We start from the raw sequence: 24,871 nt of genomic DNA, 5'->3' as shown, positions 1-24,871 counted from the left end.
CCCGGGCGGCGGCTTTTTGGGGTGCGGGCACGACGGCTATGTCCTCTATACCAGGCCGTCGTTCACCCCATCCGCACGACCCGCGTGCCCAGCCGCTCGGCCTCTTCCGGGTCGTGCGTCACCATCAGGATCGGTAGGCGCAGCACGTCGCGCATATGTTCGATCGCCTGCATCACCTCCTCGCGCCGGGGCCGGTCGAGCGAGGACAAGGGCTCGTCGAGCAGCAGAAAGCGCGGGTTGCTCAGCAACACCCGCCCGATCGCCACGCGCCGCGCCTCTCCGCCCGACAGCGTGCGCGGCCAGCGGTCGAGCAGGTCGCCGATCCCGAGAAAATCGAGCCGATCGCCAATTTCCGCCCCACGCGGCGCGCCGTAGAGCAAATTGCCGCGCACGCGCAGATGCGGGAACAGCCGTGGTTCCTGAAAGACATAGCCCGCGCGGCGGCGTTCGGGCGGCACGTCCACGCCGCCCCCGAACAGCGTCTCGCCGCCGACACGCACATGCCCGCTATCAGGCCGCAGCAGCCCTGCCACCATGTTGAGCACGCTGGTCTTGCCCACGCCCGACCGACCGAACAGGATGGTCGCGCCCGATCCCGCCTTAGGCCCCGGCTCCAGTGTCAGCGCGATCTCGGTCGTGCCGATCCGCTTGGTGAGCGCGATATCAAAGGACATGACGCCCCGCCCCCATCCGCCGTGCCAGCACTTCCGAGGCGACCAGCGCCGCCAGCGACAGCGCGACCGAAATGCCGGAAAGCCGCCACGCCATCGCCTCGCCGCCCGGCTGCTGGAGCGCGCTGTAGATCGCCAGCGGCAGCGTGCGCGTCTGTCCCGGCACGTTGGAGACGAAAGTGATCGTCGCGCCAAATTCGCCGATCGAACGCGCAAAGCCCAGCACTGCGCCCGCCAATATGCCGGGCACGCTCAGCGGCAGCGTGATCGTCCAGAATATGCGCGCGCGCCCTGCCCCCAGCGTGCGCGCCGCGCGCTCCAGCCGCTGGTCGACCGCCTCGATCGACAGCCGCATCGCCCGCACCGTCAGCGGCAGCGCCATCACCGCCGCCGCAATCGCCGCGCCGGTCCAGCGGAACAGCACCGACACGCCGAGCAGCGCCTGTAACGGAGCGCCCATCACCCCATGCGGCGCGAACGCCAGCAGCAGCACCCAGCCCGTCACCACCGGCGGTACCACCAGCGGCAAATGCACCAAAGCGTCGAGCAGAACCTTGCCCGGAAATGTCCCGCGCGCCAGCACCCAGGCCAGCGCGAAGGCGACCGGCAGCGTCACCGCCATTGCGACCGCGCCGACCTGTAACGAGAGCAGGACGATGCCCCATTCCTCGGGCGTGAGCATTACCGCGCGCTGAAACCGAAACGCGCGAAGATCGCCCGCCCGCTATGCGACAGCAGGAAGCGGCGGAACCCCTCCGCCTCACGGTTGGTCGAGCCTTTCAGCCGCGCCAGCGGATAGGTGATCGGCGGATAGCTGCGCGGTGGGAACACGCCTGCGATCCGGACGGCGGACGAGGCACGCGCATCGGTCGCATAAACAATGCCGAGCGGTGCCGCCCCGCGCTCAACCAGCGCCAGCGCCGCACGCACGCTGTCCCCGGCGACGACATGCGGTTGCACTTGCGGCCACACGCCAAGCGCGGTCAGCGCGGCCTTGCCATAGCGCCCGGCCGGCACGCTGTCGGGATCGGCCATTGCGAGCGGCCCCGCCGCCAGCAGCCGCGCCAGCGCTGCCGGAGCCAACGGTACCTTCACCGGATTGCCCGCCGCAGCGACGATCACCAGCCGGTTGCCGAGGAACGGCGCGCGCGTGCCCGGCACGAGCAGCCCCTTGGCGGCGACATCATCCATCCACGCCTGGTCCGCCGAAACGAACAGGTCGGCGGGTGCGCCGGCCGCGATCTGGCGCGCAAGCGCCGAGGAGGCGGCAAAGGACAGAACGGGTTCGGCATGGCCCTGCGCCGCCCAGGCATGCCCAGCGGCGGTCATCGCCTCCTGCAGGCTGGCGGCGGCCAGCACCAGCGGTCCTTGCGATTGAGGCTTCGCCGCTGCGGGGGCGATCCCGGTCAACAGTAACAACAGAAGCAGGAGGCGTTTCATGGCCCGTCCATACGATAGCTGTATCGACGCGCATATAGCAAAACCCTCCCGCCCGCGCGTCACCCCGCCTGTACGCGTCCGGTGCGCACCAATTTGCCCCAGCCGACGCGTGGGCCGCGCAACGCCTGCGCAATCGCCTTGATCACAACGTAATACATGATCTGGCGATAGCCGATGCGCTGCGGGATCAGCAGCCACAGCAGCCGCCAATTCTCCCGCCGCTCCAGCGCGAACGCCACGGTCGCCGCGAGCAGATCGATCGCGGTGAACACCAGCCAGTAGATCAGCATCTTCTCGACATCATGCTGGGTCTGCGCCCAGCCATGCGCCTGGACCGCCAGATACGTCGTCACGAAGCTGACGATCAGCGCCAGATCGATGATCGGCGAAATGGCGGCGAACACGATCTGGAACAGGATCGCTTGCGGCAGGCCGACCCGGGCAAGCCCGCGCGGCTTGCCCGTCGCGATGATGATGCCGTGCTTCCACAGGCATTGCAGCGTGCCGAACGCCCAGCGGAAGCGCTGCTTGGCCAGCCCCTTCACCGTCTCGGGCGATTCGGTCCAAGCGATGGCATATTGATCATAGGTGACCTTCCAGCCCGCCCGCTGGATCGCGATGGTGAGGTCCTGATCCTCAGCCAGCGTATCGTCGGGATAGCCCCCAACCTGCTGGATCGCGGTGAGCCGCCACGCACCGACCGCGCCTGGCACCACCGTCATCGCATCCAGTCGCGCCAGCGCCCGCCGCTCCAGATTCTGCGCCGTGATATATTCAACCGCCTGGAATTTGGTCAGCAGGTTCACACGGTTGCCAACCTTGGCGTTGCCCGCCACCGCGCCGATCGTGGGATCGGCAAACCAGCGTGCCAGCCGCGCGATGGTGGTCGGCTCGAACTGGGTGTCCGCATCGAGCGCGATCACGATCTCGCCCGTTGCCAGCGCGAGGGCGTGGTTGAGTGCACGCGCCTTCCCGCCATTTTCGAGCGTGAGCAGTTTCACGCGCGGGTCCTGTGCAAAGGCCGAAGCGACGACCTCGCTGGTCTCGTCGCTCGACCCGTCATCGATCACGATCACTTCGACGCGCACATCGGTCGACGCGAGCACGCCGCGCACGGCGCGCTCGATCACCAATTCCTCGTTGAAGGCGGGGATCATCACGGTGACGAAGCGCGTCGGGTCGATCTCGGGGAAGATCGTCCGGCTCTCGCGTCGCGCCTGAATCAGCGCCAGCGCCGACAGGATCACCGCACGCGCGATGCCAATGGTGATGGCAAAGAAGAAGATCCATCCCAGCCCGATGACGATCGCGCCAAGCGCACTGAAGATGAACAGGTCGGTTGCCGCCGCTGCCTGATCGCTTGCCGACAGCTTCGGCATCGCGACGTCGCGCGGGATGCCGGCCAGCGTCGATACGGGCACAAAGGTGTAGCCCTTGGCGCGCAGCTGATCGATAATCTGCGGCAGCGCCTCAACCGTCTCGGAGCGATCGCCGCCCGCGTCGTGGAGCAGCACGATGTTGCGGCTGCATTGCGGTTCGGGATTGGCCGGGTCGCACTTCGCCGTCGGGTCGGTGACCTGCGCCACGGTCGAATCGATAATATTCTGGGTGCCCGGACGCTTCCAATCGCCCGGATCGACGTGCAGCCCGACCGAGATATAACCACGATCCTGCGCCTGCAGCGCCGGATCGATTTCGTCGGCGGTGGTTGGCTCGGCGTCCCCAAAATACGGCGCGCGGAACAGACGAAGCGAATGGCCGGTGAAGGCCTGGAACAAGCGCTGCGTCGTGTTGAGCTGAAAGGTCGTCTCGGCGAGCGACGCGCCGGCCAGATTGGGATGGGTATAGGTGTGGCTGCCGATTTCATGGCCCTCACGGACCATGCGCTCGAGCAGCGGCCGCTGGGTCAACGCATTTTCGCCGACGATGAAGAAGGTGCCGGGGACCTTCTTTTCCTTCAGGATATCGAGCACCTTGGGGGTCCAGGTCGGATCGGGACCGTCATCGAAGGTCAGCGCGACGAGCCCGGGCTTATAGCCCGTGCGCGCGACGATATAGGGGGAAGGCAAGGTTTCGAACGTGACATTGGCGATCGCGCCATCCTTGTTGGTCTGCACGCGCCGAACGCCTTGCACCGGCACGCCTGCAATTTTCAGGATTTCGCCGCTGCCATCGATGTCAACATCGGTGCCAGCCGGAATCTTCTCGATGGCGGACGCGGGCGGCAAGGTGCGGTGCGAGCGGCCAAAGATCGACCACAGTCCCGGATCCTCCGACCCCAATCGCCAGACCGCCACCCCGTCCAGCCCCGACCGCGCGAGGAAGCGCAGCTGGTTATAGGCGGACGCCGCATCCAGCATCCACACTTCGTGACGGCTGCCGTTTTCCTGATAGGCAAAGCCGGTATTGCCGCTGGCCTTGTCGAACACGGGCATCGCGCTCGATTCCCGCGCGGTTTCCCACGCTTCGTCAATCGCCAGCGGCTCGCCGGTATGATCGTGCCAATTATAGGCATAGCTGCCGATCGCAACGACAACCTTGCTGCGCGGCAAGCCATGCGCCGCCCGCGCAACCGACTGTTCAAACCACGCCTGCGACGCGATCGGCCCCGCTTCCCCGCCTGGCTCGTGCTCGTCATATGCCATCAGGAAGATGCGATCGACCACGGGGGCGAACGCCTGCAGATTCCAGCCATTCTCGCCATCGGCCTGCCCAATCGGCACGGCGATCGCAATCACCCAGCTGTGCTTGATAAACCGCGCCCGCGCCTCGGCGAGGAACGTGCGAAAATCGGCCTGCCCCTTGGGGCTAAGCTCCTCGAAATCGAAGAACGCGCCGCCCGCATGGTTTGCGGCCAGCCAGGGCTCGAGCTTGTCGAGCAGCGCCTTGCGTTGCGCCGGTGCCCGCAGCAGCGCCTCCATGCCGCGCGGATCCCAATTTCCGTTCACCGCATTCTGGATCATCGGCAAGATCAAGGGGCGGTGCGGCGACCGGTTGATGATCTCGCGCCCGGCAACATCGCGAAACACGGTGACCTTGTGATCTGGCCCCGTCACGGAGACCCAGCCCGGAATCAGCCAGTCCAGTTCATTGATATTACGACGGAGCGATGCCGCCGATGACTCATCCCATGGCGCATGAAAGGCAATCGCCAAGGGCTGGTCCACGCCGACTCCCCTGGGACGGGCACCAAGCAGCCGGGCATAGTCGTTCAGGTCATGCCGTGCCCGTTTCAACAGCGGCTCGTGCGGCGGCGGCAGCTTGGTCAATGCGGCATGCTCCGCCTCGACCGGCAGCAACGGCGCGCGCGGCACCGCCCCGATCGAAACTCCAAGCGCGGCAATCGCCACCACGATCAACAGCACGAACGCCGTTACCGCCACCGCGAAACGCCGACGGCGGCGCCCCGAGGCATCGTAGAAAACGGGGGCGCTGTTCATGGAATTCCTGTCCTCGGGTAAAATCATTATGATCGCATCGGCCCCTTCGCATGGCCTAAACGCGACGCCAACATGACATTCGTTTCATTTGTATCTCTATCGTCATCGTCAGCCCCGGCGCTAGGGCCAACGCATCTTGCCGCCGCCGAACCCCGCGCTAGGATACGCCTCACAGGAGAGCCCCAATGCGCCACATCGCGATCATCGGCTCCGGCCCCGCAGGCTATTATAGCGCAGAAGGCTGTCAAAAGACGTTCGGCGACGCAGCGCGCGTCGATATCATCGATCGTTTGCCGGTACCCTATGGTTTGATCCGCAGCGGCGTTGCCCCAGACCATCAGTCGATCAAAGGGGTCGCACGCCGTTATGAAAGCGTCGCGCTGAGCGAAACGGTGCGGTTTGTCGGCAATGTTACGGTGGGAACCGATGTTTCCATTGGCGAATTGCTGGAACGTTATGATGCCGTCATCCTCGCAACCGGAGCGCCGCTGGACAAGCCGCTCGGCGTGCCGGGCGATGACTTGCCGGGCGTGATCGGGTCGGCGGCTTTTGTCGGCTGGTACAATGGCCATCCCGATTTCGCCGATCTCGATCCGCCGCTCACCCGCGGCGATGCAGTAATCGTCGGGGCCGGCAATGTCGCGCTCGACGTTGCCCGGATGCTCGCAAAGGCCGAGGACGAATTCACCGGGTCGGACATCGCCGCCCATGCGCTCGGGCGACTGCGCGCAACCGAGCTGGCGACCATTACGATCCTCTCGCGCCGCGGGCCGCAGCAGATCGCGATGACCCCGAAGGAACTCGGCGAGCTCGCGTATCTTTCGCGGGCGCTTCCTGTGGTCGACGCTTCCGACCTGCCGCCACCCGAAAGCGATGCAGCACTCGAACCGGGCTTGCGAAAATCGATCGCGCACCTGAGGGCGTTTTCCGAACGCACCGACGATAAGCCCATCCACATCGTCTTCGACTTTTTCGCGCGCCCGCTTCGCATCGAGGGCGAACATGGTGCCGAGCGCGTCGTCGTCGCACGCACCGCGATCGATGATCTTGGGACCGTGCACGACACCGGCGAAACCTATGCGGTTCCTGCGGGCCTGGTCGTCAGTTGCATCGGCTATCGTACACCCCCGATCGCCGGGGTGCCCTATGACGAAAAGCTGGGGCGCTTCGCCAATGTCGACGGACGGATCGCGCCTGGGCTGTACGCGGTGGGGTGGGCTCGTCGCGGTCCGACCGGCACGATCGGCACCAACCGCCCCGACGGCTTCGCCATCGCGGAGCTGATCGCAGAGGACATTCCGGCCGACAGCGGCAAACGCGGCCGCGCCGACCTCGACGCGTTGCTTGCCGCGCGCGGCGTTGCGATCGTGACCTTCCGCGATTGGCAGAAGATTGAAGCGGCCGAGGTTGCGCGCGCGCGTCAGGGTGCCCCCCGTGAAAAATTCGCGACGATCGAAGAGATGCTTGCCGTCCTTCTTTAGGCGGTCGCGGTCAGGCAATCCTTGCGCGCGGCAATTTTTTGACTTGCTACCGCCGCGCCCTGCGGCTACGCGCTGCGCCCTGCAATGTGTCGGGGCGTGGCGCAGTCTGGTAGCGCACTGGTCTCGGGGTCCAGGGGTCGTAGGTTCGAATCCTATCGCCCCGACCATTGCTGAAATACGGCGGGTAGTTTGCCGATCACGGTAGCTCCGGCTGTTTCCAACGCCCCCCACCATCCCAATAAACGCTCCGGTACGGGCTTAGCCACTTGTCGTGCGCTTTCGCTTAGAGCAAGGCGATGTTGCATTTATGCAACAAAAATGCAATTATTTTGAAATATTTCAGAATGCGCCCATTGCGGACCTTCCACGCCTTGAGCTTCTGAAACCCCGTATTTAGCCTCCCATTCAGAACGGCGCAGCAGGGGCCGCGCCAAAAAACGGGGAGTCTCTATATGGTTAAGCTTCGCACACGTGCGCCCGCTGCACGGGCAGTCCTCCTCGCCTCCGCTGCAACATGGTCGTTTGTCGCCGCTGGCGCGACTCACGCCGCGACGCTTAACGACGCCCCGGTGGCCGCTGGCGGTGGGACCTATGTGCTCGAGCCGCAGAACGCGATCGCGGCTGCCCCAGTTGCGGCAGCGCCCGTTTCCGACCCGAGCATTGTTATCGCGCCGCCAGGGACGTCGGTGACCGATCGCGACCCGACCAATGTCACCGGCATCGGGCAAATGATCATCGACCAGAAGACCGGCTTCATCGGCCTGTGCACCGGCACGCTGATCAACCCGCGTACCGTCATTTTCGCGGCGCACTGCGTCAATGAAAGCCCGACGGGCACGGCCATGAACCCGTGGGGATATGGCACCGGCACCGGCCAGCTGCCGATCGCGTTTGGTTTTCAGGCCAACAATAATCTGGCGGGCAATTCGGCCTTCGGGCACTGGCTCAACGGCACGGCTGGCGGGGCCAAATATCTGACCTCGATCACCGACTATCTCTACAACGTCAATCAGGTGCAATATAACGCGCACTCGCTCGATCTGGGGCTGGCAAACAACTTCCTGCAAGCGGACGTCGCGGTCGCATCGCTGGACACCCCCGCCGCGAACGTGCCGACCTGGGCGCTGCTATTCTCGGCGCTGCCCGCACCCGCCTCGATCAGCGACACGACCGGCACTGGCTATCACGTGGCCATCGCCGGCTATGGCAACACCGGGACGGCGACCAGCGGCAGTTCGGTCGGCGTCGATTATCGGCGGCGCTTGGCAGAGAACTATCTGGGCTTGCTCGGATCGCTGGACGATATTGATATCGGCCTGTTCGGCATCACACCACGCGGCCGTCCCCAGAACCTCTATCAAATCGACTTTGACAGCAGCGGTGCGCCGAACAGCCGCACCAACGGTTTCGACTTCAATATCTTCAAGGATAATGCCCTGCCTGGAGAAGGAATCACCGGCCCGGGCGATTCGGGTGGTCCGCTGATCCTCGACCGCACCTATGCCAAGCAATTGGTGATCGCGGTGCTCTCGGGCGGGACGCGCTATTTCAGCGCGCAGCCCTCGGGCAGCTACGGCACCAGCGCCTTCTACCAGCCGCTTTATCTGTATTGGGATTATATCGCCGCGGCGAACCCATATCGTTATGTCAGCACGCTTGCGGGCGACGGCAATTGGACTGACCCGACGCATTGGGTGACCAACCTCGATCCCGCCTATAACGTCATCGTCAACGGCGCGCTGGTCAACGGCGTGCCCACCACCGCAGGTCAGGGCACCACGGGCACATCGGGAAAATTCGGCCAGATCTGCGATCAGGAACCCAATGCCGCCTATGACGTCTGCTATGACGTGAAAACCGGCGTCTATTACGACCACGGCGTCGCGGTCACCAACCCCGTTCCGGGGACCACTGCCAGCTCGACCGCGCTCCCCGCCGCCACGCTCGCCAACGGCTTGCCCGGTGCAACCAACTTCGTGCCGAACAATATCAATCCGGACTCGGTCAATCAGATCAACGCGCGCTATTTTGACGTAACGTTGGCGGCCGCCGGCACCACCACGCTCGGATCGGCGGTGACGATCGACCGGCTGACGCTCAATGGCTCTGCCGCCAAATTGACGGTCAACAGCGGCGCTTCGTTGACCAGCCTGATCAACATCAACCAGTTGCAGGGCCTCGTCACCAATAACGGCACGATCACATCGGCGGGCGACTATCTGTTGCTGACGGGCGGCATTACCGGTGCGGGGCGCTTCAACGCGCCGTTCTTCACCAGTGTGAGCGGCATGATCATGCCCGGCACCGCCGGGACCATCGGCACGATCACCTTCGGCGGCAATTTGGTGCTGTCGTCGGGAACGGTGCAGTTTATCGACCTTGGCCCGGCAGGCACGTCCGATAGGCTCGCGGTCACAGGTGCTGCGAGCGTTGGCGGGATCGTTGGCTTCGCGCCCGTCGCGGGCCACACGATTCGCTATGGCGATGTCTATACGATCTTGACCGCGCAAGGCGGCATCACCGGCACCTATGCGGCCCCGACCGCGCTCAGCGCGATCCTCACCCCGCGCTTCATCTATTCCGCCAATGCGGTGCAGGTGGCGATCGACGCCGGATTGTATGCAAACGTCGTTGGCAGTTCGCCGGTGCAGCGCGCTTATGCGCAATTGCTCGACCAGAACCGCAGCATCTACAACACCTATGCCGGTGTTTATGGCCCGCTCGATCTGCAGAACGCGGCCACGATCCAAGGCACGCTCGACAGTCTTGCGCCGCGTGAGCAGACCCTGAAGCGTGCGCTCGGCACGCTGGCAGTGGACAATATGCAGCGGTTTACCGCCGCCCGCCTGGCCAATCTCGATCATGGCGATGTTGACGGAACACTCGCGATCATCGGCAATCCGCTGATGTTCGCGGCGAGCCGCGCGGCGGGAGATGTCGTCGCCAGCGGTGCTGCCCTCACCGCAAACGATACGGCGCTGCGCCCGGGCAAGCTGCCCGACACGGTCAACGGCTACATCGCTGCGGGCTATCTCAACGGCAATAGCCGACCGATGCCGACCGCGGTTCCGCTCGGCGGGCGCGACACCTTTGACGGGTTCTACGTCGTCGGTGGCATCGAAGGCGAACTCGACAGCCGCACCGCCGTCGGCATGTCCTTCGCCTACACCAAGGCCAGCGGCTCCACGACCGGCGGCCAATATGCCCGGGCCGACCTGTTCCAGACCAGCGCTTATGGCAAGGTCGCACTGGTCGGGCCGCTCACCTTTGATGTTCAGGCTAGCCTGGGCTTCCTCGACACGACCACGCGCCGCAATGTTTCGCTGGTCGGAACGCCCTTCACGCTGCGCGGGCACGAAAGTTCGCTGACCTATTCGACCCAGCTCGGCCTGGGCTATGATATCGGCCTCGGCGGCGGCCTTAAGATCACGCCGCGCGCCGCGCTGCGTGCAGGCCAGATCGACTGGGCGGGTACCAATGAGACCGGCGGCGGCACCGCGCTGCGGATCGCCCCGCTTCCCTCCAACAGCGTTCAGGCCTTGGGCGGCGTCAATCTGAGCGGCGGCAAGACCTTCAAACCATATCTTTCGGCTTATTATGTGCACGCCTTCCGCAACCAGCCGAGCGCCTTTGGCGCGAATTTCGTTGGCGGCGTCGGGCCCAACACATCCTTCGCGCTGGCCCCGCAAGACAAGGATTGGGGCGAGATCGGCGGCGGTCTGTCCTACACGGCCAAGGACGTTACGCTCTCGGTTGGAGCCGATACCACTGCAGGCCGAAGCGATATCTCCAACCAAAGCTACCGCGCGACGGTGAAGATCGCTTTCTGATCGGGGCATCGCGCTGAGCCAAGGGGCCGTCCGGGTGACCGGGCGGCCCTTTGTGCATCGACGCTCGACGCGCGGCGGCTCTCGCTGCTACCGCTCAATGCCATGACTGCTCTCGAAATCGTCGCGTTCGTGCTTGGCCTGGCCAATGTCACGCTGGTCGTGCTGCGCAGCATCTGGAACTATGTGTTCGGGCTGGCGATGGTCGCGCTCTACGCGGTCATCTTTCTCCATGCGCGGCTGTACAGCGATGCGGTGCTGCAGGTGTTTTTCTTCGTCGTCCAAATCTATGGCTGGTGGAACTGGTCGCAGGCGCGGGCGCAAACGGGCGAGGTGCCGGTCGGGCTTATGACCAACCGCGCACGATTGACCTGGGCGATCGGGTGCCTGTTGGCGGCGGCGCTATGGGGATATGGCATGCACCGCTTTACCGACGCCTCCCTCCCCTGGGCCGATGCGACGCTCGCTGCGATGAGCGTCGCCGCGCAGATCCTGCAATCACGCCGCGCGGTCGAAAGCTGGTGGCTGTGGATCGTGGTCGATATCGGCTCGATCGGGCTCTACGCCGCCAAGGGCCTGTGGCTGACGATGCTGCTGTACGCGATCTTCCTGGCGCTGGCGATCTGGGGGCTGTTCGACTGGCAGCGCGTCGCCCGGCGGACCGCCACGGCATGACGATGATTTGCCTGCACGGCCCGGAAAGCACCGGCAAGTCGACGCTGATCGAACAGCTCGCCAAGCGTTATGCGACGGTGTTCGTCCCCGAATATGGCCGCACCTTCGCCGAAACCCATGGCACCGATTTCACCATGGCCGACCTTGTCGAGATCGCGCGCACCCACGACGCCATGACCCAGGCCGCACGCGCGACCGGCGCGAACCTGCTCTTCCTCGATACCGATCCGCTGATGACGGCGGTGTGGGCCGACATGCTGTTCGGCACGCGCGACCCGTGGTTCGATGCCTGGCATGGCACCGCCGACCTGTATCTGCTGCTCGATATCGATTTGCCGTGGGTCGAAGACGGCACCCGCCTGTTCGGCAGCACCGCGGCACGCCAGCGCTTCTTCGATCTGTCGCGCGCCGAGCTGGAGCGGCGCGTGCTGCCTTATGTGCTGATCAGCGGGCGCGGCCCCGACCGTCTTGCGGCGGCGCTCGATGCGCTCGCGACGGCCGGGGTGGAAGACCCGCCGATCAGGCGTTCTCCGCTCTGCGCGGACTAGAGCGTCAGACTTTAGCCCCCAATCCGTTCGTGCTGAGCCTGTCGAAGCACCCTGTCCACGAGCGAGCTTTCGCCTGCGACACGGGCCCTTCGACAGGCTCAGGGCGAACGGGTCAAAGCGAACCGCGCGCTCAGCCCTTCTTCGCTTTGAGCGCCTTAACCGCCGCCAAGGTGCCGGTGATGTGCCCCTCGGGCTTCATCTCGGACAGGACGTAGGCAATCTTGCCATTGGTGGCGATCACATAGGACGTGCGGTTGGTCCAGCCGGCCTTTTGCGGCAGCGCGACGTCATAGCCCGAGATCGTGGCAGGCGCGGCCAGCCCGACCGGGAATTTGTCACGGCATTCGACCGACGAGAATTCCTTGATCCGCTCGGCATTGCCAGCGGTCAAGCCGATCAGCGTCGCGCCCTGCTTCTCGAAATCGGCTGCGGCCTCGGCAAAGGCATGCGCCTCCGCGGTGCAGCCCGAGGTGAAGGCGGCGGGGAAGAAATACAGCACCACCGGCCCCTTCTTGAGCGCGGTCGCCAGCGTAAAGCTGTGCGTCTTGCCGCCAAGCGCGGCCTCGGTGGTGAAGTTCGGCGCGGTATCGCCTACCTTCAGCGCGGCCATGGCGGGGGTGGCAAAGCCAAGCGCGAGGCTGGCGGCGACAAATGGGATGGCAAACTTCATGGGCGACGTCTCCTAAAACGATCCGTCATCCTAGCCTGCCGCCCCCGCCGCCGCCAGCCCGCCCGTTAGCGCGACGGCGCGAGCTTGGTGTTGAGCACCCAGCCGACATTGTCATTCTCGTCGGCGACTTCCCACCACAGCCCGTTCTTGTTGCCGGTCGGGTAAACGATCGCACCGGCAGGCAAGGTGCGCAGCACGCGGCCGGTCGCACTAGCCGCCGAGCGCAAGGCCAGCGGGCCCTGCGCGGTGAAGGTCTTGGCAGGCGCGGCTTCGGCGGTGCCGGTGTCGCCCGGCGTCACATAGCCGAGCTCGTTGACCAGCTTGGAATAGGCCTGGATGAACGCCAGCGTCACGATCCGGCCGATATCGGTATTGTCATAGCCGCCGCCAATCACACCGCCGCCCGCAACGCCGCCAAACACGCCGCCGCCGCCGCCAAAGCTGAGGCTGTTCTTGGCGGCATAGCCGTCCTCGGTCGCCAGCGTTTCGGTGGTGCGCACATTGGTGATCGACAGCACCACATTGGCTTCCATCTTGCGGCTGCGCACGCCGCCGACGATCCCGCCGATCGGCCCTCCAATCAGGCCGCCGAGCCCGGCTGCCACACCGCTGCCGCTGGCGTTGCTGTTGGCACCCTGCACTTCAGCTTGAAGGACATAGTCGGCGGCCTTGATCTGGCCCTGGCCGACATTGGAACCGCGCTGCAGCCCGAGATCGCCGCCGATATCGCGCTCGCGTTGCGCCGCCTGCAAGCCGCTGCCGCGATCGACGATATTGAAGCAGCCTGAGCGCTGCACCAGCACCTTGAGCAGCTTCTGCGGCGGCGCGAGGTTGTACTGGGTCCAGCCGCGCGAATCGTCGCCATCGACGATCGAGATCGTGCCGTGTTTGCGCGCGCAGTGCGGCACGTCGTTCATCGTGGCTTCCTGCAGCTTCTGCGTGCCCGACGGCTTGGCCAGTCGCTGTGCTGCGACCTGCATCGGCATGCTCCCGATGATCGCTGCCATCGCCATCCCGGTCACGATTTTCGACATACCCTGCCCCCGCTTAGAGTCGTTACGCTGGCTCGATATCCGATTTGCGTCAGGCGGCATAGAGATGACCGCGATGATGACGGGCTTTGTGCAGGCGTGCAGGCGATGCTATGGCCCCCTCTTCTGTTTCCAGCACACAACCGGGCGAATTCGTGACCCCTCTTCAGAACATCCGCAATTTCAGCATCATCGCCCATATCGATCATGGCAAGTCGACGCTTGCCGATCGCCTGATTCAGGCGACCGGCGGCCTCAGCGACCGCGAAATGTCCGAACAAGTCCTTGATAATATGGACATTGAGAAGGAACGCGGGATCACCATCAAGGCGCAGACCGTGCGCCTGCGCTACGTCGCCAAGGACGGCATCGAATATGTCCTCAATTTGATGGACACGCCGGGTCATGTCGACTTCGCCTATGAAGTCAGCCGCAGCCTCGCCGCGTGCGAAGGCGCGCTGCTGGTGGTCGATGCCGCGCAGGGCGTCGAGGCGCAGACGCTCGCCAACGTCTATCAGTCGATCGAGCATGATCATGAGATCGTGCCCGTCATCAACAAGATCGATCTCCCCGCCGCCGACCCCGACAAGGTCAAGGCCGAGATCGAGGAAGTGATCGGCCTCGACGCCTCCAACGCCGTGCTGACCAGCGCCAAGGCCGGCATCGGCATCGCCGAAGTGCTCGAAGCGATCGTCACCCGCATCCCGCCACCCAAGGGCGATGCCGACGCGCCCTTGAAGGCGATGCTGGTCGACAGCTGGTACGACCCCTATCTCGGCGTCGTCATCCTGGTGCGCGTCATGGCGGGCGTGTTGAAGAAGGGCCAGCAAATCAAGTTCATGCAGGCCGGCACGCTGCATCTGGTCGACCGCGTCGGCTGTTTCCGCCCCAAGATCGAGCAATTGACCGATCTCGGCCCCGGCGAAATCGGCTTCATTACGGCGCAAATCAAGGAAGTCGCGCAGACCCGCGTCGGCGACACCATCACCGACGCCAAGCGCCCCGCCGCCGAGGCGCTGCCGGGCTTCAAGGAAGTCCAGCCGGTGGTGTTCTGCGGCCTGTTCCCGGTCGACGCCAATGATTTCGAGAAGCTGCGCGAAAGCATCAGCAAGCTGCGCCTCAACGACGCAAGCTTCTCCTTCGAGATGGAAACCAGCGCCGCGCTCGGTTTCGGCTTCCGCTGCGGCTTCCTCGGGCTGCTCCACCTCGAAATCATCCAGGAGCGCCTGACGCGCGAGTACGACCTCGACCTCATCACCACCGCACCGTCGGTGGTGTACGAACTCGAGCTGACGCATGGCGGCGGCACGATCGAACTGCACAACCCCGCCGACATGCCCGATCCCAACAAGATCGAGAGCATTTCCGAGCCGTGGATTCAGGCGGTGATCTATGTCCCCGACGAATATCTCGGCAGCGTGCTGAAGCTCTGCCAGGACCGTCGCGGCATCCAGAAGGACCTCACTTATGTCGGCGGCCGCGCCCAGGCGACCTATGAGCTGCCGCTCAACGAAGTCGTGTTCGATTTCTACGATCGCCTGAAGTCGCTCTCCAAGGGCTATGCCAGCTTCGACTACACCCAGATCGGCAAGCGCGAGGGCGACCTCGTCAAGATGAGCATCCTCGTCAACGAGGAACCCGTCGATGCGCTGTCGATGATCGTCCACCGCGGCACCGCCGAAGTGCGCGGGCGCGGCATGGTCGAGCGCTTGAAGGAACTGATCCCGCGCCATCTGTTCAAGATCCCGATCCAGGCGGCAATCGGCGGCAAGGTGATCGCGCGCGAGACGATCAGCGCAATGCGCAAGGACGTGACCGCGAAATGCTATGGCGGCGACGCCAGCCGCAAGCGCAAGCTGCTCGACAAGCAGAAGAAGGGCAAGCTCAAGATGCGCGAATACGGCAGCGTGAGCATCCCGCAGGAGGCGTTTATTGCGGCGCTGCGGATGGGGGATGAGGGGTAGCGTTAGCTGGGGTGCTGCGGCAGCGACTGGCGATGTAGGCCTGCTAGGCGGCTACGCGCCCCACGTTCTGCCGTTCGGCTTGGTAGTCGGCGATACCGAAAGCCGCAGTTCGTTCATCGGACTGGTGCACACGTTCGAACGCTTGAGCGGCTGACCTTTGGGGATTTCGCTGCCATTTTACATGGCTGGGCCAGATGACTGCTGTTTACGATGAGCTACCATACCGCAAGCCGCAGTCGAAACAAGCCGCGCTCGCGCTAACGAGCGAATAAATATAGGAGTCTATAGCAGTCCGGGCCGAGATCGCGCCCAAGCGTTCAATTCGTCCAATGAATGGAACACGTGCTTTAGCGCGCAATGGAGCATCGGATTGTTGCCGATCGGCAGCAGTCGCCTCGGGTCAGTCTGCAGTCCGACACAAAATTTACCCAGAGCATGGGCGTAACCAAGCTCAAAGCAAGCGCCTTCATCGACGCTACGTCCGTCGAGCACGATGAAGAAAACGTTACACGACTCGACAGCGGTGAGGTCGCCTTCGAACACTTTCACACGCGCTTCTTCGATCGACATACCGTCGGCGACCAGCTCGACAATAAGGTGATTGTCGCGCTGCGGAAGGAATACATCGAAAGTTCCGGACAGGATTTCCGTTAGCCGATCATTGAATGCTCTTTCCGAATACGAAAAGAGCGGTGCCGCCAAATAAAGTACAGGCTCGATCATGGCTTCGACAAAAAGAAGGTGAGGCGCTTGTTGAAGTCGAACTCCTCGTAATCGTCGAGGTGGATTGTCCGGAGGACTTGCTTCGTCACGTTCTCGACGTCCTGCCCAGCAGTTTCGAGGAAGGTCACATTGCCGAAGGCATTGTCGGCATACACCTCAACCAGTGCGTTCTGCTGCTCCTCCAGATACGCCTCCGTACCACCTCTTCCCCTCCACACCTGCCTGGTTTGAAGTGTGGGTGGGTCGCCCTTAAGGAGAATAAGATGCCCTTTCAGAAGTGACTGAGGTGCACCGGATTTTCCGGCGCATGCGGTCTCGAAAATGCTCTCGGCCTTCTGCTCGTATTGATCGGGCGGGGTAAATGCGAAGGCGTCGAGCGGCGCTCGATCCATAACATGAAGGCCCACGCCTGCCCGGGCGAAGCGACCGTTCTTCAGCCGTACCTGTTCAAGTATCCATTCATCTACACGCTTACGTTCAGCGGGCCCAAGCTGATCGGAGGGTTTGGCGATCAGAGGGTCTCGGGGACGTAGCCATTCATCGACGATTTCGATCCCTTGGAGGCGTGATATGACAGATGTCTTGCCAACCGAGACAGCGCCGGCGACATAATACAGGTAGCGCTGCGAGACCCCAGCACGGACGAATACATCGTTGAGCGTGTCCTCATCCTCTAATGCCAGAAGCTCGAGGAGTGCTTTGATCTCATCTCCGTCCAGATAGAGCGTTACCATGTTGAACAGGTCGAAGTTGGCCTGACTTGCTTCTTCCTGCTCGGAGATAGGCGGCGCGTCAGCACCGCAGTACCGAACATAGTAATGTACTGTGCCGGGTGCCGATCGCGCTGCCTGCCGTAGCAGGCTCCGAAAACCAGGATCGGTCAGCGAGAAACCGAGTAACAGGCAGGAGGATTTGCAGAAATAATTCAGCAGCAGCGCGAAGCTGCCGCGAACCGTATCGATGATCTGATTTGACAGAGCCTCCTCGGTGAGGATGACCTCCTCCGAGTATCGATCAATTGCTTGGAATGGGATGTACCCATTCGGATGGTAAACAACCGGACGGTCCTCTTGGACAACGAAATGCGGGCCCCAAGCGGAATAATAGCCGATCGTACCGTGCGGTCGGCGCGGCGAGGTTGCAAGGGCGCGCTCGAGGAAGTCGTCGAAATTATACGTCACGACGACTGGCACGTTGAAGGCGAGTGCGGCCAATTCCTCGAAGTAGGGATGAGAAGCCACGACCGTGTTCGGATCGGTGATGCCTTCATAGAGTGTGTCACGAAGAAGCTTGCGCCATTCGGTAGCGATCATGCCGTCGCGGTGGTTGACCAAGGTGGCTGGAAAGGCCGTGCCGGACTCCACAAACTTCCGGAACCTCGTTTGGAGAATTTGCGCCTGCATCGGCGCGGTCTCGCGACCGAGGTCCGGTCCTTTGGTAGTCGCGCGCGTTTCGATCTCGCGTGTTATTCGAGTGATCAGCTCATTCCAACTTGGCAACTTCGCAGACTGACTGACGCCAGCACCAAGCGCCAATCCAAGGCGCTTCCGCTGTGACAACTGGCGCATGTGAGCAATCGCTCGCCCATAACGCTTTACCAGCTCGACATGAATATCGCGCACTACTTGCCCCGTTCAAGCCTTGACCGAATCAGCACCGCGGGTACTCCGCTGCCGCCATCCGATGGATAGTGCCGGAAGCCTAGCCAGGACAGCGCAACGATACCACACTCCTTATAGGCATCCTCGGCGCGAAGCTCGACGCGCACTTGGCGGATTAAACCAAAACGACGCGCAAACTGAGCGGCGATGAGTAAACTCAGAAGAAAACGGCGAAGTCGAGATGCGTTGTTTAAGTTCACGTCATACGGTTTTATACTGCGGTCCGGATCGATGAGGCCGTATTTTCCCGACAGAATGAGCCAATCGTCGCATGTCGCCTCCACGGCCGCGCGATCGCGCAGGAAACGCGATGAGGTGTAGAGATCCCCCGCTGCGAAACGCGTCGGCCGCTTTAATCTCGAACACATCACTAAGCCGATTCTGTGCACCGGGCCGAACCTCAAAACGAAGCACCGACGAGGCACCTGAGACCCTCATAGCTCGAACTGGCGCAGTGTGCTCTAAACTCATGCGACAAATGCCGACGTAGACCTCTATCCTATCCCCCTGACTTGGACCAGGTGGATCGCGTTCGATCGGAGCTTGTTTCCTATCGACCGAATGACCGAATATATCTCGAACAGCGATTCGCAGTCGGGGAGCAGTCGTCCGAGTTTGGTCGTCGGCAAATCCTGGCCGCGACGGGCTACGAAAGGCAGCTATGGTATCATCCGCTCCGGAAAGCTGCCGGGCAACAGTCGGCCCAGCTCAAATCACAACTCCCTCCGCCCCCTCCCCCAAACACCAAGCCCGCCAAGCCTCCTCGGTCGCCGCAGCTTCCCATTGCGCCTGGGCGGCGGCCATTTGGGTGCAGGCTTCCTTTCGGGCTGTTCTGCGCGCGTCGAGCGTCGCGCCGACGACCATGGCGCTCGACAGGCCACGCTGCGTCATCGGCGCGGGACGCAGCATGGCGTCCTGCGCCCATACCGCCTCGCGCGCTTGTTGGAGCAAGGCGCGCCGCGCCTCGAAGGAATCCTCGGTGCCTGCCGCCGGATCGGGATCGTCGAGATGCAGGAACATGTCGTTCCAAAACGCGACGATCGCGTCGGGCCGGTCGATCACGCAGAAGATGAACTCGATTTCGGTCAACTGGCGCAGAGCGAAATCGGCCGCGACGATGTCGCCGCGCAAGCGCGCCTGGCGTTCGACTTTAACCTTATTGGTGTAGTGCCGCATGAAATCGTCGTGGCGCTCTGCACCGGCGCGTGCGCGGTCTGCCTCGGACATGGATGCCGGGTTGCGCGCCTTGCACACCGGGCAATTCTCGGCGGCCTCGCGCTCGATCGTCGCGCGGTTGCGCGTGCCAGGGGCGAGGCCGGGCCCGCCATAGCGGTCGGTCAGATGGTGGCGCAGGATGAACATCGTCAGCCGGTCATTATACCAGCGGCGTTCGCCGACCTGCTCGCCCTTGTGGAAGACCGGGACGGGCACGCCCTCGATCGCGCGTTCGATCGCGACATCGACCAGGCGCTGCACCCCGTGATCGAGCGCGGCGAGCCAGGCGGCGCGGAAGCCGTCGGCCCCCGGTTGTCGCCGGAGGTAATAGGCCCCCTCCGCGCTCATGTTGATGCGCCGGGCGGCGGCGGTGACCGACCCGGTTTCGGCGAGCGCGGCGATGAAGCCGCGCTGCCGCTCGGGCGTCCAGCCGTCATAGCGATATTTGCGGGGGACGGGCTCGAACGCGAGCACCGGGCGAGCGGTGGGGACGAGGTTCTGCATGTCCACGCATTTAACCGATATGGTTAGTGTAGGACAGTACCCTAGCCGACCGCCGCCCAGCGTACTTCGCCTTGGCTCCACGAAAGGAAAGCGGCCTCGTCCATTGGTTGGGCGATGGCATAGCCCTGGATCCCGTCGCAGCCGATGATGCGCAGGCTTCCTTTCGGGTCGCCGCTCGATCATCTGTCGCCGCCGCGCGACGCGCATCGCGCGAACCCCTTCGACAAGAATTCCCGTTCCGCCACCAATTGCTCGATCTTCGCGTGCAGCTTCGCGATCTCGATATCGCCTTCCGCTTCAATTGCCTTCGGCATCGACGGTGAACACCACCGGTTTGCCCCGCGACATCGGCTCCCACCCGGCCGCCATGGCGGCGCGCACGCACCGCGAAATTGTTGCGTCATCGAGTTGGAGACGACCGCGCGGCAAGCCCTTCAAGAGCCGCTTGGGCGGCGGGAATTGCACCCATGCTGCGCGTTTGGCGTCGCGCTGGAGAAGGGCAATCGTCATTCCCTTCCAACCTTCGTCATCCGCCTGATGCGGCTCACGCTGGAGGTGCCAATCATAGATAGTGCCATCGACCTCGACGGTGCCGCGATTGCTTTGAGATTTTGACATAGCAGGCGGTGTAGCATGCTAGCCCGGCCAAAGCACAGGTTCCAGGCTGGATAGGCGCACGGCTTAGGCTGGCGGACGTTGGAGACGCAATTTGCGATTTCGCGCCAACCCTCGCTCCATCGCTCCGGTTTAAATATCTTTGACTGATCCCACATCGACGGCGACGAAGAGCCCCCACTCGATCCAGCGGTCGCGGCTACCCGCCGAGCCGCACCACATGTCCCTTGCCATCATGGGATCGATTCCAAAGCTGGCCGAGATGCGTGCCAACGCCGCGTCTACATCGCTGCCGGCCAGCATCGCCGCAAGGAAGGTATAATGTGGCGCGCTCAGCGGAACGGTGCGGGTGATGTAGTCGCGTCGCACCAGGGCGACATGGCAAGGCTCCAGCGCGGGCAACAGCGGTGCCTCGCCGCGGCGCACCGCATGATAATAGCTGGCAACCGGGAAGCGATAGCGCCCCAGTGCAAAGGCAGGCTGAAGACGCAGCGCGCTGTCGGCGGTGTCGCTGGTCGCAAACACATTCCCTTCGTTTCCCTCGGCGTCGAACATCGTGAACGCCGCATATTCGAACCGGGCGAGATCGATCATGAAATCGACCCAGGCCTCAGGTGCGTCGGCATCGGGTCGGCGCGCCTCCATCCAGTCCGCGAAGCGGCGGCCGAGATCGTAGAGCGTGTGCCGCTCGGGCGGGCAGTCGCGGATATAGTCGGCGACGAAATCGTCGAACAGCGCCCGGCCAAGCGCATGGCACAGCGCGGGAAACTGTTCGCGCATGCACGCAGCGATGCGCAGGAAATAGCCGCGCTGGTAGATCGCCAATCCGCCCGCGGCACCAAGCCTGCCGTCGCGCGCGAACAGCGCCTGCGCCGCCGGATCAGCCCGAGGGTCGATCAGCGCGGCATGCATCCGGCTTTGCACGTCTGCCAACGCGCTCACGCCGCATCCTCCATCACGCTTGCCATCGCGCGAGGGATGAGGAAGCCGACCGGGTTGGAAACCCCGTCGCCGCCGCGCACGCACTCGGCCGCCCCGGACGACACGGTGTCACCCGCCATATACCGTTCCGCCTTGCGCAGCTCCGCGAGGCAGGCGTCGAAGCCGGGAATATGATCGTCCCATTCGAGCAAGGTGGCGGCCCCGCCGGTCCGCGCCCAGGCGATGCGGAACAACTCCCAAACCTCAGCCCGCACAGGGCGGTCATGCGTGTCGATCACATGGGTCCCGAAATCCTGATGCCCGGCGAGGTGCATCTGGACGACGCGCTCGCACGGAAAGGCATCGAGATAGGCGATCGGATCGCTGCCAGCGTTGAAGCAGCTGACATAGACATTGTTGACGTCGAGCAGCAGCCCGCAGCCGGTTTCCTCCGCCAGCGCGCGCAGAAAATCGGGCTCGCTCAGCGTCGACTGCGCGAAGCGGACATAGGAACTGGGGTTTTCGAGGATCAGCGGACGCTCCAGCAGCTCCTGCACCTGCCGGACGCGCGCGGCGACATGCGCCAGGCTCTCCTCGGTGAGCGGCATCGGCAGCAGATCGTGCGAATTGTGCCCGTTCACGCCCGTCCAGCACAGATGGTCGCTGACCCAGGCCGGGCGGATGTCTCGGGCCAGCCGCTTGAGCGAGGCGAGATAGGCGCGGTCGAGCGGGTCGGTGCTGCCGATCGACAGCGAGACGCCGTGGAGCACGACCGGATAGCGCTCGGCCACCGCATGGAGGATCGCGCGCGGGCGCCCCCCCGAATCCATGAAATTCTCGGAAATCGCCTCAAACCACAGATCTTGCGGTTCGCCCGACAGGATCGCGTCGAAATGCACATTGCGCAGGCCCAGCCCCAGCCCAAGCCGGGGCAGGTCCGCCAGCTTGCCGTCAGCTGCAGCCACCGGCACCGCTCATCCCGCTCGATCCACACGCGGTCATGTTGCCGCGCGCATCGTTATCGCCCGAAATCCACAGATAGCTGGGCCCGGTGGCTGCGAAGGCCGCCGGCGGTGGCCCGAGCGTCGCCGGCAGCGGCTGGCTGCCCCCACCCTTCTGCGTCGCGAGCAGTTCCAGCCGCGTCGCCTCCCAATTCGCCTCGAACACCGCACGCGCCCGCAGCCAGACGCTTTGCCCCTGGTTGGGCCCGTTGGTGCTGAACCGCTCGGCATTGATCGGCGTGGCGCACGATCCTTGCGAGCGGCAGGCATTGGCACCGGGATTGTTCATCTCCTCACCCGTGCCGTAGAGGCCGCAGCCGCCCTGCCCCTTGCACTCATTCTGGACGTGGCAGGTATGATCGGCACCGGTCGAGCAATAGCCTTGCCCGGCACAGGCATTGGGTTCGCGTCCCGGCGCGCCGAACAGGCCGAAGCGATCCGACCCGGCGCAAGCGTTCAGCCCCATACAGGCGTGGAGCGGCAACCCCTCGGGCTGCGGGCCAATCACCCCATAGCCCGGAAAGGCGGGCTCGGCGGCATAGGGATACGGCGTCGGCACGGGAACGCCCGGCGCGGGGGCCGGCGTCGGGGTCGGGGTGGAGCAGGATGCCATGGGTCGTTCCTCTCGCGGGCGATCATTGGTTCTGGGCGGCGGTCCAATACGGGCCAACATCGGGCAAGTGCATCGGTACGTTGTTGGTGCCGGTCTTGGAGATGGCGACGCCGACATAATAAATGACGTTCTTCAGCACGCCGATCAGGTCATTATCGGCCTTCTCGATCTTCACTGCCTTGGCGGTGTTGGCACCGGGCGCGAACAGCGTCTGGACATGTTCGACCACCTCACTGACGTCACACCGCGCGATCAACGCGTTGGCGGCCGCAATCGCCTTGTTGCCAAAGTCCGTCAGCCCCTGGAACGAGATTTTCTGGTCGCCCAGAGAAACATTCTCGAAGGTAGGGCCCATCATCATGCCCGCATAGTCGCCGGTCGGGATCGGAATCTGGCGGATCGTGCGGATATATTTGTCGAGCACCCAGATCATCGAGCGGTGCAGCCCTTCGTTGAAGAAGACTTTCTGCTGCTCGGGCGGCACGAGATAGATCGTCTCGGTCATCACCAGCATATACTGGAAGCAGGCGCTGCAGAAATTGGCAATGTCGACATAATGCTCGGGGTAGCTCGCCGCGAGCGGGCTTTCGGGCATGTTCACCAGTACGCCCGCATCGAGCAGCGCCTGGCTGGTGACGGCGGGCTGGATCACCTCCGCCGGCGCAGGCGGCTGGGCCGGGCGCACTTCGCCAGTACCGGCATAGTCGGCGAACTGTGCCTGCAGCGTCAGGAACTTCACATAGTGCGATTCCTCGGACTTGGACGGGTCGTCATAGGCGCTCGGGCCGACAGGCTGGATCGGCACGCCCTCGCCCTGATCGCAAATCGTGTCGATCGCGGTCGCGGCGTCCCGGACCGAACGAATCGCGACCAATTGGGTCGCCCCCGCATGGCTGTCGTCCGCGTCGGGATAGACCGCCGCCGCTGCTGCCCCCTGCACCGGATCGGCCCAGCTCACCGCCGCTGGCGGCGCAGGCTTCCATGGATCGAACCCGGCCGAGGGATAGACGGTGTCGACGTTGTTGGGCGAGTAATTATAGGGCTGGATCGCATGGGTCACCGATCCACGCTGAAAGTCCGAATCTTCGAGGAACTGGGTGCTCAGCAGACAGCGGATGTACGAATAGAATTGCCCGATCGTATCCCAATTGCTGTCCTGCGGCGGGGCGTTCCACTGCTCGGGATATTCGATCTGGAGGAAGTGCCAGAGCTGCTCGAAGCTCAGTTTCCCGAGCGGGATTTGTACCGCGGTCTTGCCGTCCGGGCCCGCCGGTCCCTGCGGATTATGATAGGGCAGCCCGGTCGGATAGGCACCCGGTGCCTTACCATAAAGCTGCGGCATCACGCCCATCGACCACAGGATGTTCGATGAGAGCGACATATGGAGCATCTCCTCCACCGCCACACTCATGATGATGCCGCCTGCCTTATTGGCATAGAGCTGGGAGTCGCTGATCGTCTCGCCGCTCTCATTGTTCCGGACGAGCGAGTAATAAGTATAAAGATAGATCGGGATCGTCGCGAGTTCGATCTCGACCGCCGTCTGCAGGTCGGCCTTTAGGCGCGTGAGCACCTGATCGCGCGTCCATGTAGTGTTGAGCGTCGCGACGAACGCCTGCTCAGCAGGCGTAAGCGGCGTCACGGGATCAGGCAAATCCATTGGAGCCCCCTCAGGTCCGAACGATGCTGGAACCGGGGAACACAGAATACGGACGCCAACCCCCGCTGGGGCCTATGTGTATTAGTCCAGTTCGCGGAGGACAATGAAAAAATCTGACCGCAGACGTTTTCTACCGGGAATACTTCGTTTGCATCGGTTTCCTCGCATTGCTGATCAATATGTCCGTACAGTGACACTTACAAAGAGTGAG

The 24,871-nt window shown here is 63.6% G+C and carries 21 protein-coding genes and 1 tRNA gene; 7 read left to right on the top strand and 15 right to left on the bottom strand.

Annotated features, from left to right (window positions below):
* Positions 1-62: 62 nt before the first annotated feature.
* The 4 genes from H4W01_RS04015 to H4W01_RS04000 are packed head-to-tail and all read right to left on the bottom strand — an operon-like array spanning position 63 to position 5,551.
* Positions 63-674 carry an ATP-binding cassette domain-containing protein gene (locus H4W01_RS04015; protein ID WP_209609996.1) on the bottom strand — a complete coding sequence of 204 codons (612 nt, stop codon included), beginning with the start codon at positions 672-674 and terminating at the stop codon, positions 63-65.
* Complete coding sequence (gene modB, locus H4W01_RS04010) at positions 664-1,353, bottom strand: molybdate ABC transporter permease subunit (RefSeq protein WP_209609995.1); 690 nt, start codon at positions 1,351-1,353, stop codon at positions 664-666. Before modB ends, H4W01_RS04015 begins: the two co-directional genes overlap by 11 nt.
* Positions 1,353-2,111, bottom strand: coding sequence for a molybdate ABC transporter substrate-binding protein (modA, locus tag H4W01_RS04005; RefSeq protein WP_209609994.1), 759 nt, complete (start codon positions 2,109-2,111; stop codon positions 1,353-1,355). Before modA ends, modB begins: the two co-directional genes overlap by 1 nt.
* A 59-nt stretch (positions 2,112-2,170) precedes the next feature.
* Complete coding sequence (locus tag H4W01_RS04000) at positions 2,171-5,551, bottom strand: polysaccharide deacetylase family protein (protein ID WP_209609993.1); 3,381 nt, start codon at positions 5,549-5,551, stop codon at positions 2,171-2,173.
* A gap of 185 nt (positions 5,552-5,736) precedes the next feature.
* Here H4W01_RS04000 and H4W01_RS03995 point away from each other — a divergent pair, with 185 nt between their 5' ends.
* The 5 genes from H4W01_RS03995 (at position 5,737) to H4W01_RS03975 (ending at position 12,082) form a co-directional block, all read left to right on the top strand.
* Complete coding sequence (locus H4W01_RS03995; protein WP_209609992.1) at positions 5,737-7,032, top strand: FAD-dependent oxidoreductase; 1,296 nt, start codon at positions 5,737-5,739, stop codon at positions 7,030-7,032.
* Positions 7,033-7,122: 90 nt separating this feature from the next.
* Positions 7,123-7,199, top strand: a tRNA-Pro gene (locus tag H4W01_RS03990).
* 285 nt (positions 7,200-7,484) lie between these two features.
* Positions 7,485-10,862: an autotransporter domain-containing protein gene (locus H4W01_RS03985; RefSeq protein WP_334685140.1), complete on the top strand. Its 3,378-nt coding sequence runs from the start codon at positions 7,485-7,487 to the stop codon at positions 10,860-10,862.
* 102 nt (positions 10,863-10,964) lie between these two features.
* Positions 10,965-11,534 (top strand): nicotinamide riboside transporter PnuC, encoded by a 570-nt coding sequence (pnuC, locus tag H4W01_RS03980; protein ID WP_209609991.1) that lies wholly within the window; start codon positions 10,965-10,967, stop codon positions 11,532-11,534.
* Positions 11,531-12,082: an AAA family ATPase gene (locus H4W01_RS03975; protein WP_209609990.1), complete on the top strand. Its 552-nt coding sequence runs from the start codon at positions 11,531-11,533 to the stop codon at positions 12,080-12,082. The genes pnuC and H4W01_RS03975 overlap by 4 nt, the downstream gene beginning before the upstream one ends.
* A gap of 130 nt (positions 12,083-12,212) precedes the next feature.
* Here H4W01_RS03975 and H4W01_RS03970 read toward each other — a convergent pair whose 3' ends face one another.
* Both H4W01_RS03970 and H4W01_RS03965 read right to left on the bottom strand, forming a co-directional pair.
* Entirely contained in the window at positions 12,213-12,752 is a 540-nt protein-coding gene (locus H4W01_RS03970) for a redoxin domain-containing protein (RefSeq protein ID WP_209609989.1), read from the bottom strand.
* Between the two features lie 65 nt (positions 12,753-12,817).
* Positions 12,818-13,786 carry a CsgG/HfaB family protein gene (locus tag H4W01_RS03965; protein WP_010407613.1) on the bottom strand — a complete coding sequence of 323 codons (969 nt, stop codon included), beginning with the start codon at positions 13,784-13,786 and terminating at the stop codon, positions 12,818-12,820.
* A gap of 110 nt (positions 13,787-13,896) precedes the next feature.
* On the opposite strand from H4W01_RS03965, the gene lepA reads away from it, so the two are divergent.
* The gene (lepA, locus tag H4W01_RS03960) at positions 13,897-15,747 is read left to right on the top strand and encodes a translation elongation factor 4 (protein ID WP_050810931.1); all 1,851 of its coding nucleotides are present in this window, start codon (positions 13,897-13,899) and stop codon (positions 15,745-15,747) included.
* Positions 15,737-15,901 carry a hypothetical protein gene (locus tag H4W01_RS03955; protein ID WP_209609988.1) on the top strand — a complete coding sequence of 55 codons (165 nt, stop codon included), beginning with the start codon at positions 15,737-15,739 and terminating at the stop codon, positions 15,899-15,901. Before lepA ends, H4W01_RS03955 begins: the two co-directional genes overlap by 11 nt.
* Positions 15,902-16,029: 128 nt before the next feature.
* Here the strand turns inward: H4W01_RS03955 and H4W01_RS03950 are convergent, their stop codons facing one another.
* The 9 genes from H4W01_RS03950 to H4W01_RS03910 all read right to left on the bottom strand — a co-directional run bounded on the left by H4W01_RS03950 (position 16,030) and on the right by H4W01_RS03910 (position 24,660).
* The gene (locus tag H4W01_RS03950) at positions 16,030-16,470 is read right to left on the bottom strand and encodes a nucleoside 2-deoxyribosyltransferase (RefSeq protein ID WP_209609987.1); all 441 of its coding nucleotides are present in this window, start codon (positions 16,468-16,470) and stop codon (positions 16,030-16,032) included.
* The gene (locus H4W01_RS03945) at positions 16,467-18,092 is read right to left on the bottom strand and encodes an SIR2 family NAD-dependent protein deacylase (RefSeq protein ID WP_209609986.1); all 1,626 of its coding nucleotides are present in this window, start codon (positions 18,090-18,092) and stop codon (positions 16,467-16,469) included. Before H4W01_RS03945 ends, H4W01_RS03950 begins: the two co-directional genes overlap by 4 nt.
* Positions 18,092-18,520, bottom strand: a complete 429-nt coding sequence (locus H4W01_RS03940) for a DUF6884 domain-containing protein (protein WP_209609985.1) — start codon at positions 18,518-18,520, stop codon at positions 18,092-18,094. Before H4W01_RS03940 ends, H4W01_RS03945 begins: the two co-directional genes overlap by 1 nt.
* Positions 18,521-18,839: 319 nt before the next feature.
* Positions 18,840-19,850, bottom strand: a complete 1,011-nt coding sequence (locus H4W01_RS03935; protein ID WP_209609984.1) for a hypothetical protein — start codon at positions 19,848-19,850, stop codon at positions 18,840-18,842.
* Between the two features lie 297 nt (positions 19,851-20,147).
* Positions 20,148-20,468: a hypothetical protein gene (locus H4W01_RS22775; protein ID WP_334685139.1), complete on the bottom strand. Its 321-nt coding sequence runs from the start codon at positions 20,466-20,468 to the stop codon at positions 20,148-20,150.
* Between the two features lie 129 nt (positions 20,469-20,597).
* Positions 20,598-21,407: an HvfC/BufC family peptide modification chaperone gene (locus tag H4W01_RS03925; RefSeq protein WP_209609982.1), complete on the bottom strand. Its 810-nt coding sequence runs from the start codon at positions 21,405-21,407 to the stop codon at positions 20,598-20,600.
* A complete protein-coding gene (gene bufB / locus H4W01_RS03920) occupies positions 21,404-22,330 on the bottom strand; it encodes an MNIO family bufferin maturase (protein WP_435803951.1) in 927 nt (308 codons plus the stop codon). Before bufB ends, H4W01_RS03925 begins: the two co-directional genes overlap by 4 nt.
* A gap of 7 nt (positions 22,331-22,337) precedes the next feature.
* Positions 22,338-23,000 (bottom strand): hypothetical protein, encoded by a 663-nt coding sequence (locus tag H4W01_RS03915; RefSeq protein WP_209609980.1) that lies wholly within the window; start codon positions 22,998-23,000, stop codon positions 22,338-22,340.
* Between the two features lie 22 nt (positions 23,001-23,022).
* Positions 23,023-24,660: a ferritin-like domain-containing protein gene (locus H4W01_RS03910; protein ID WP_209609979.1), complete on the bottom strand. Its 1,638-nt coding sequence runs from the start codon at positions 24,658-24,660 to the stop codon at positions 23,023-23,025.
* Positions 24,661-24,871: the final 211 nt, after the last annotated feature.

Source organism: Sphingomonas sp. PL20, assembly GCF_017875905.1.
Classification (GTDB): domain Bacteria; phylum Pseudomonadota; class Alphaproteobacteria; order Sphingomonadales; family Sphingomonadaceae; genus Sphingomonas; species Sphingomonas echinoides.
Note: the sequence above shows the minus strand (reverse complement) of the source record. Positions and strands in the feature narration are given on the sequence as shown.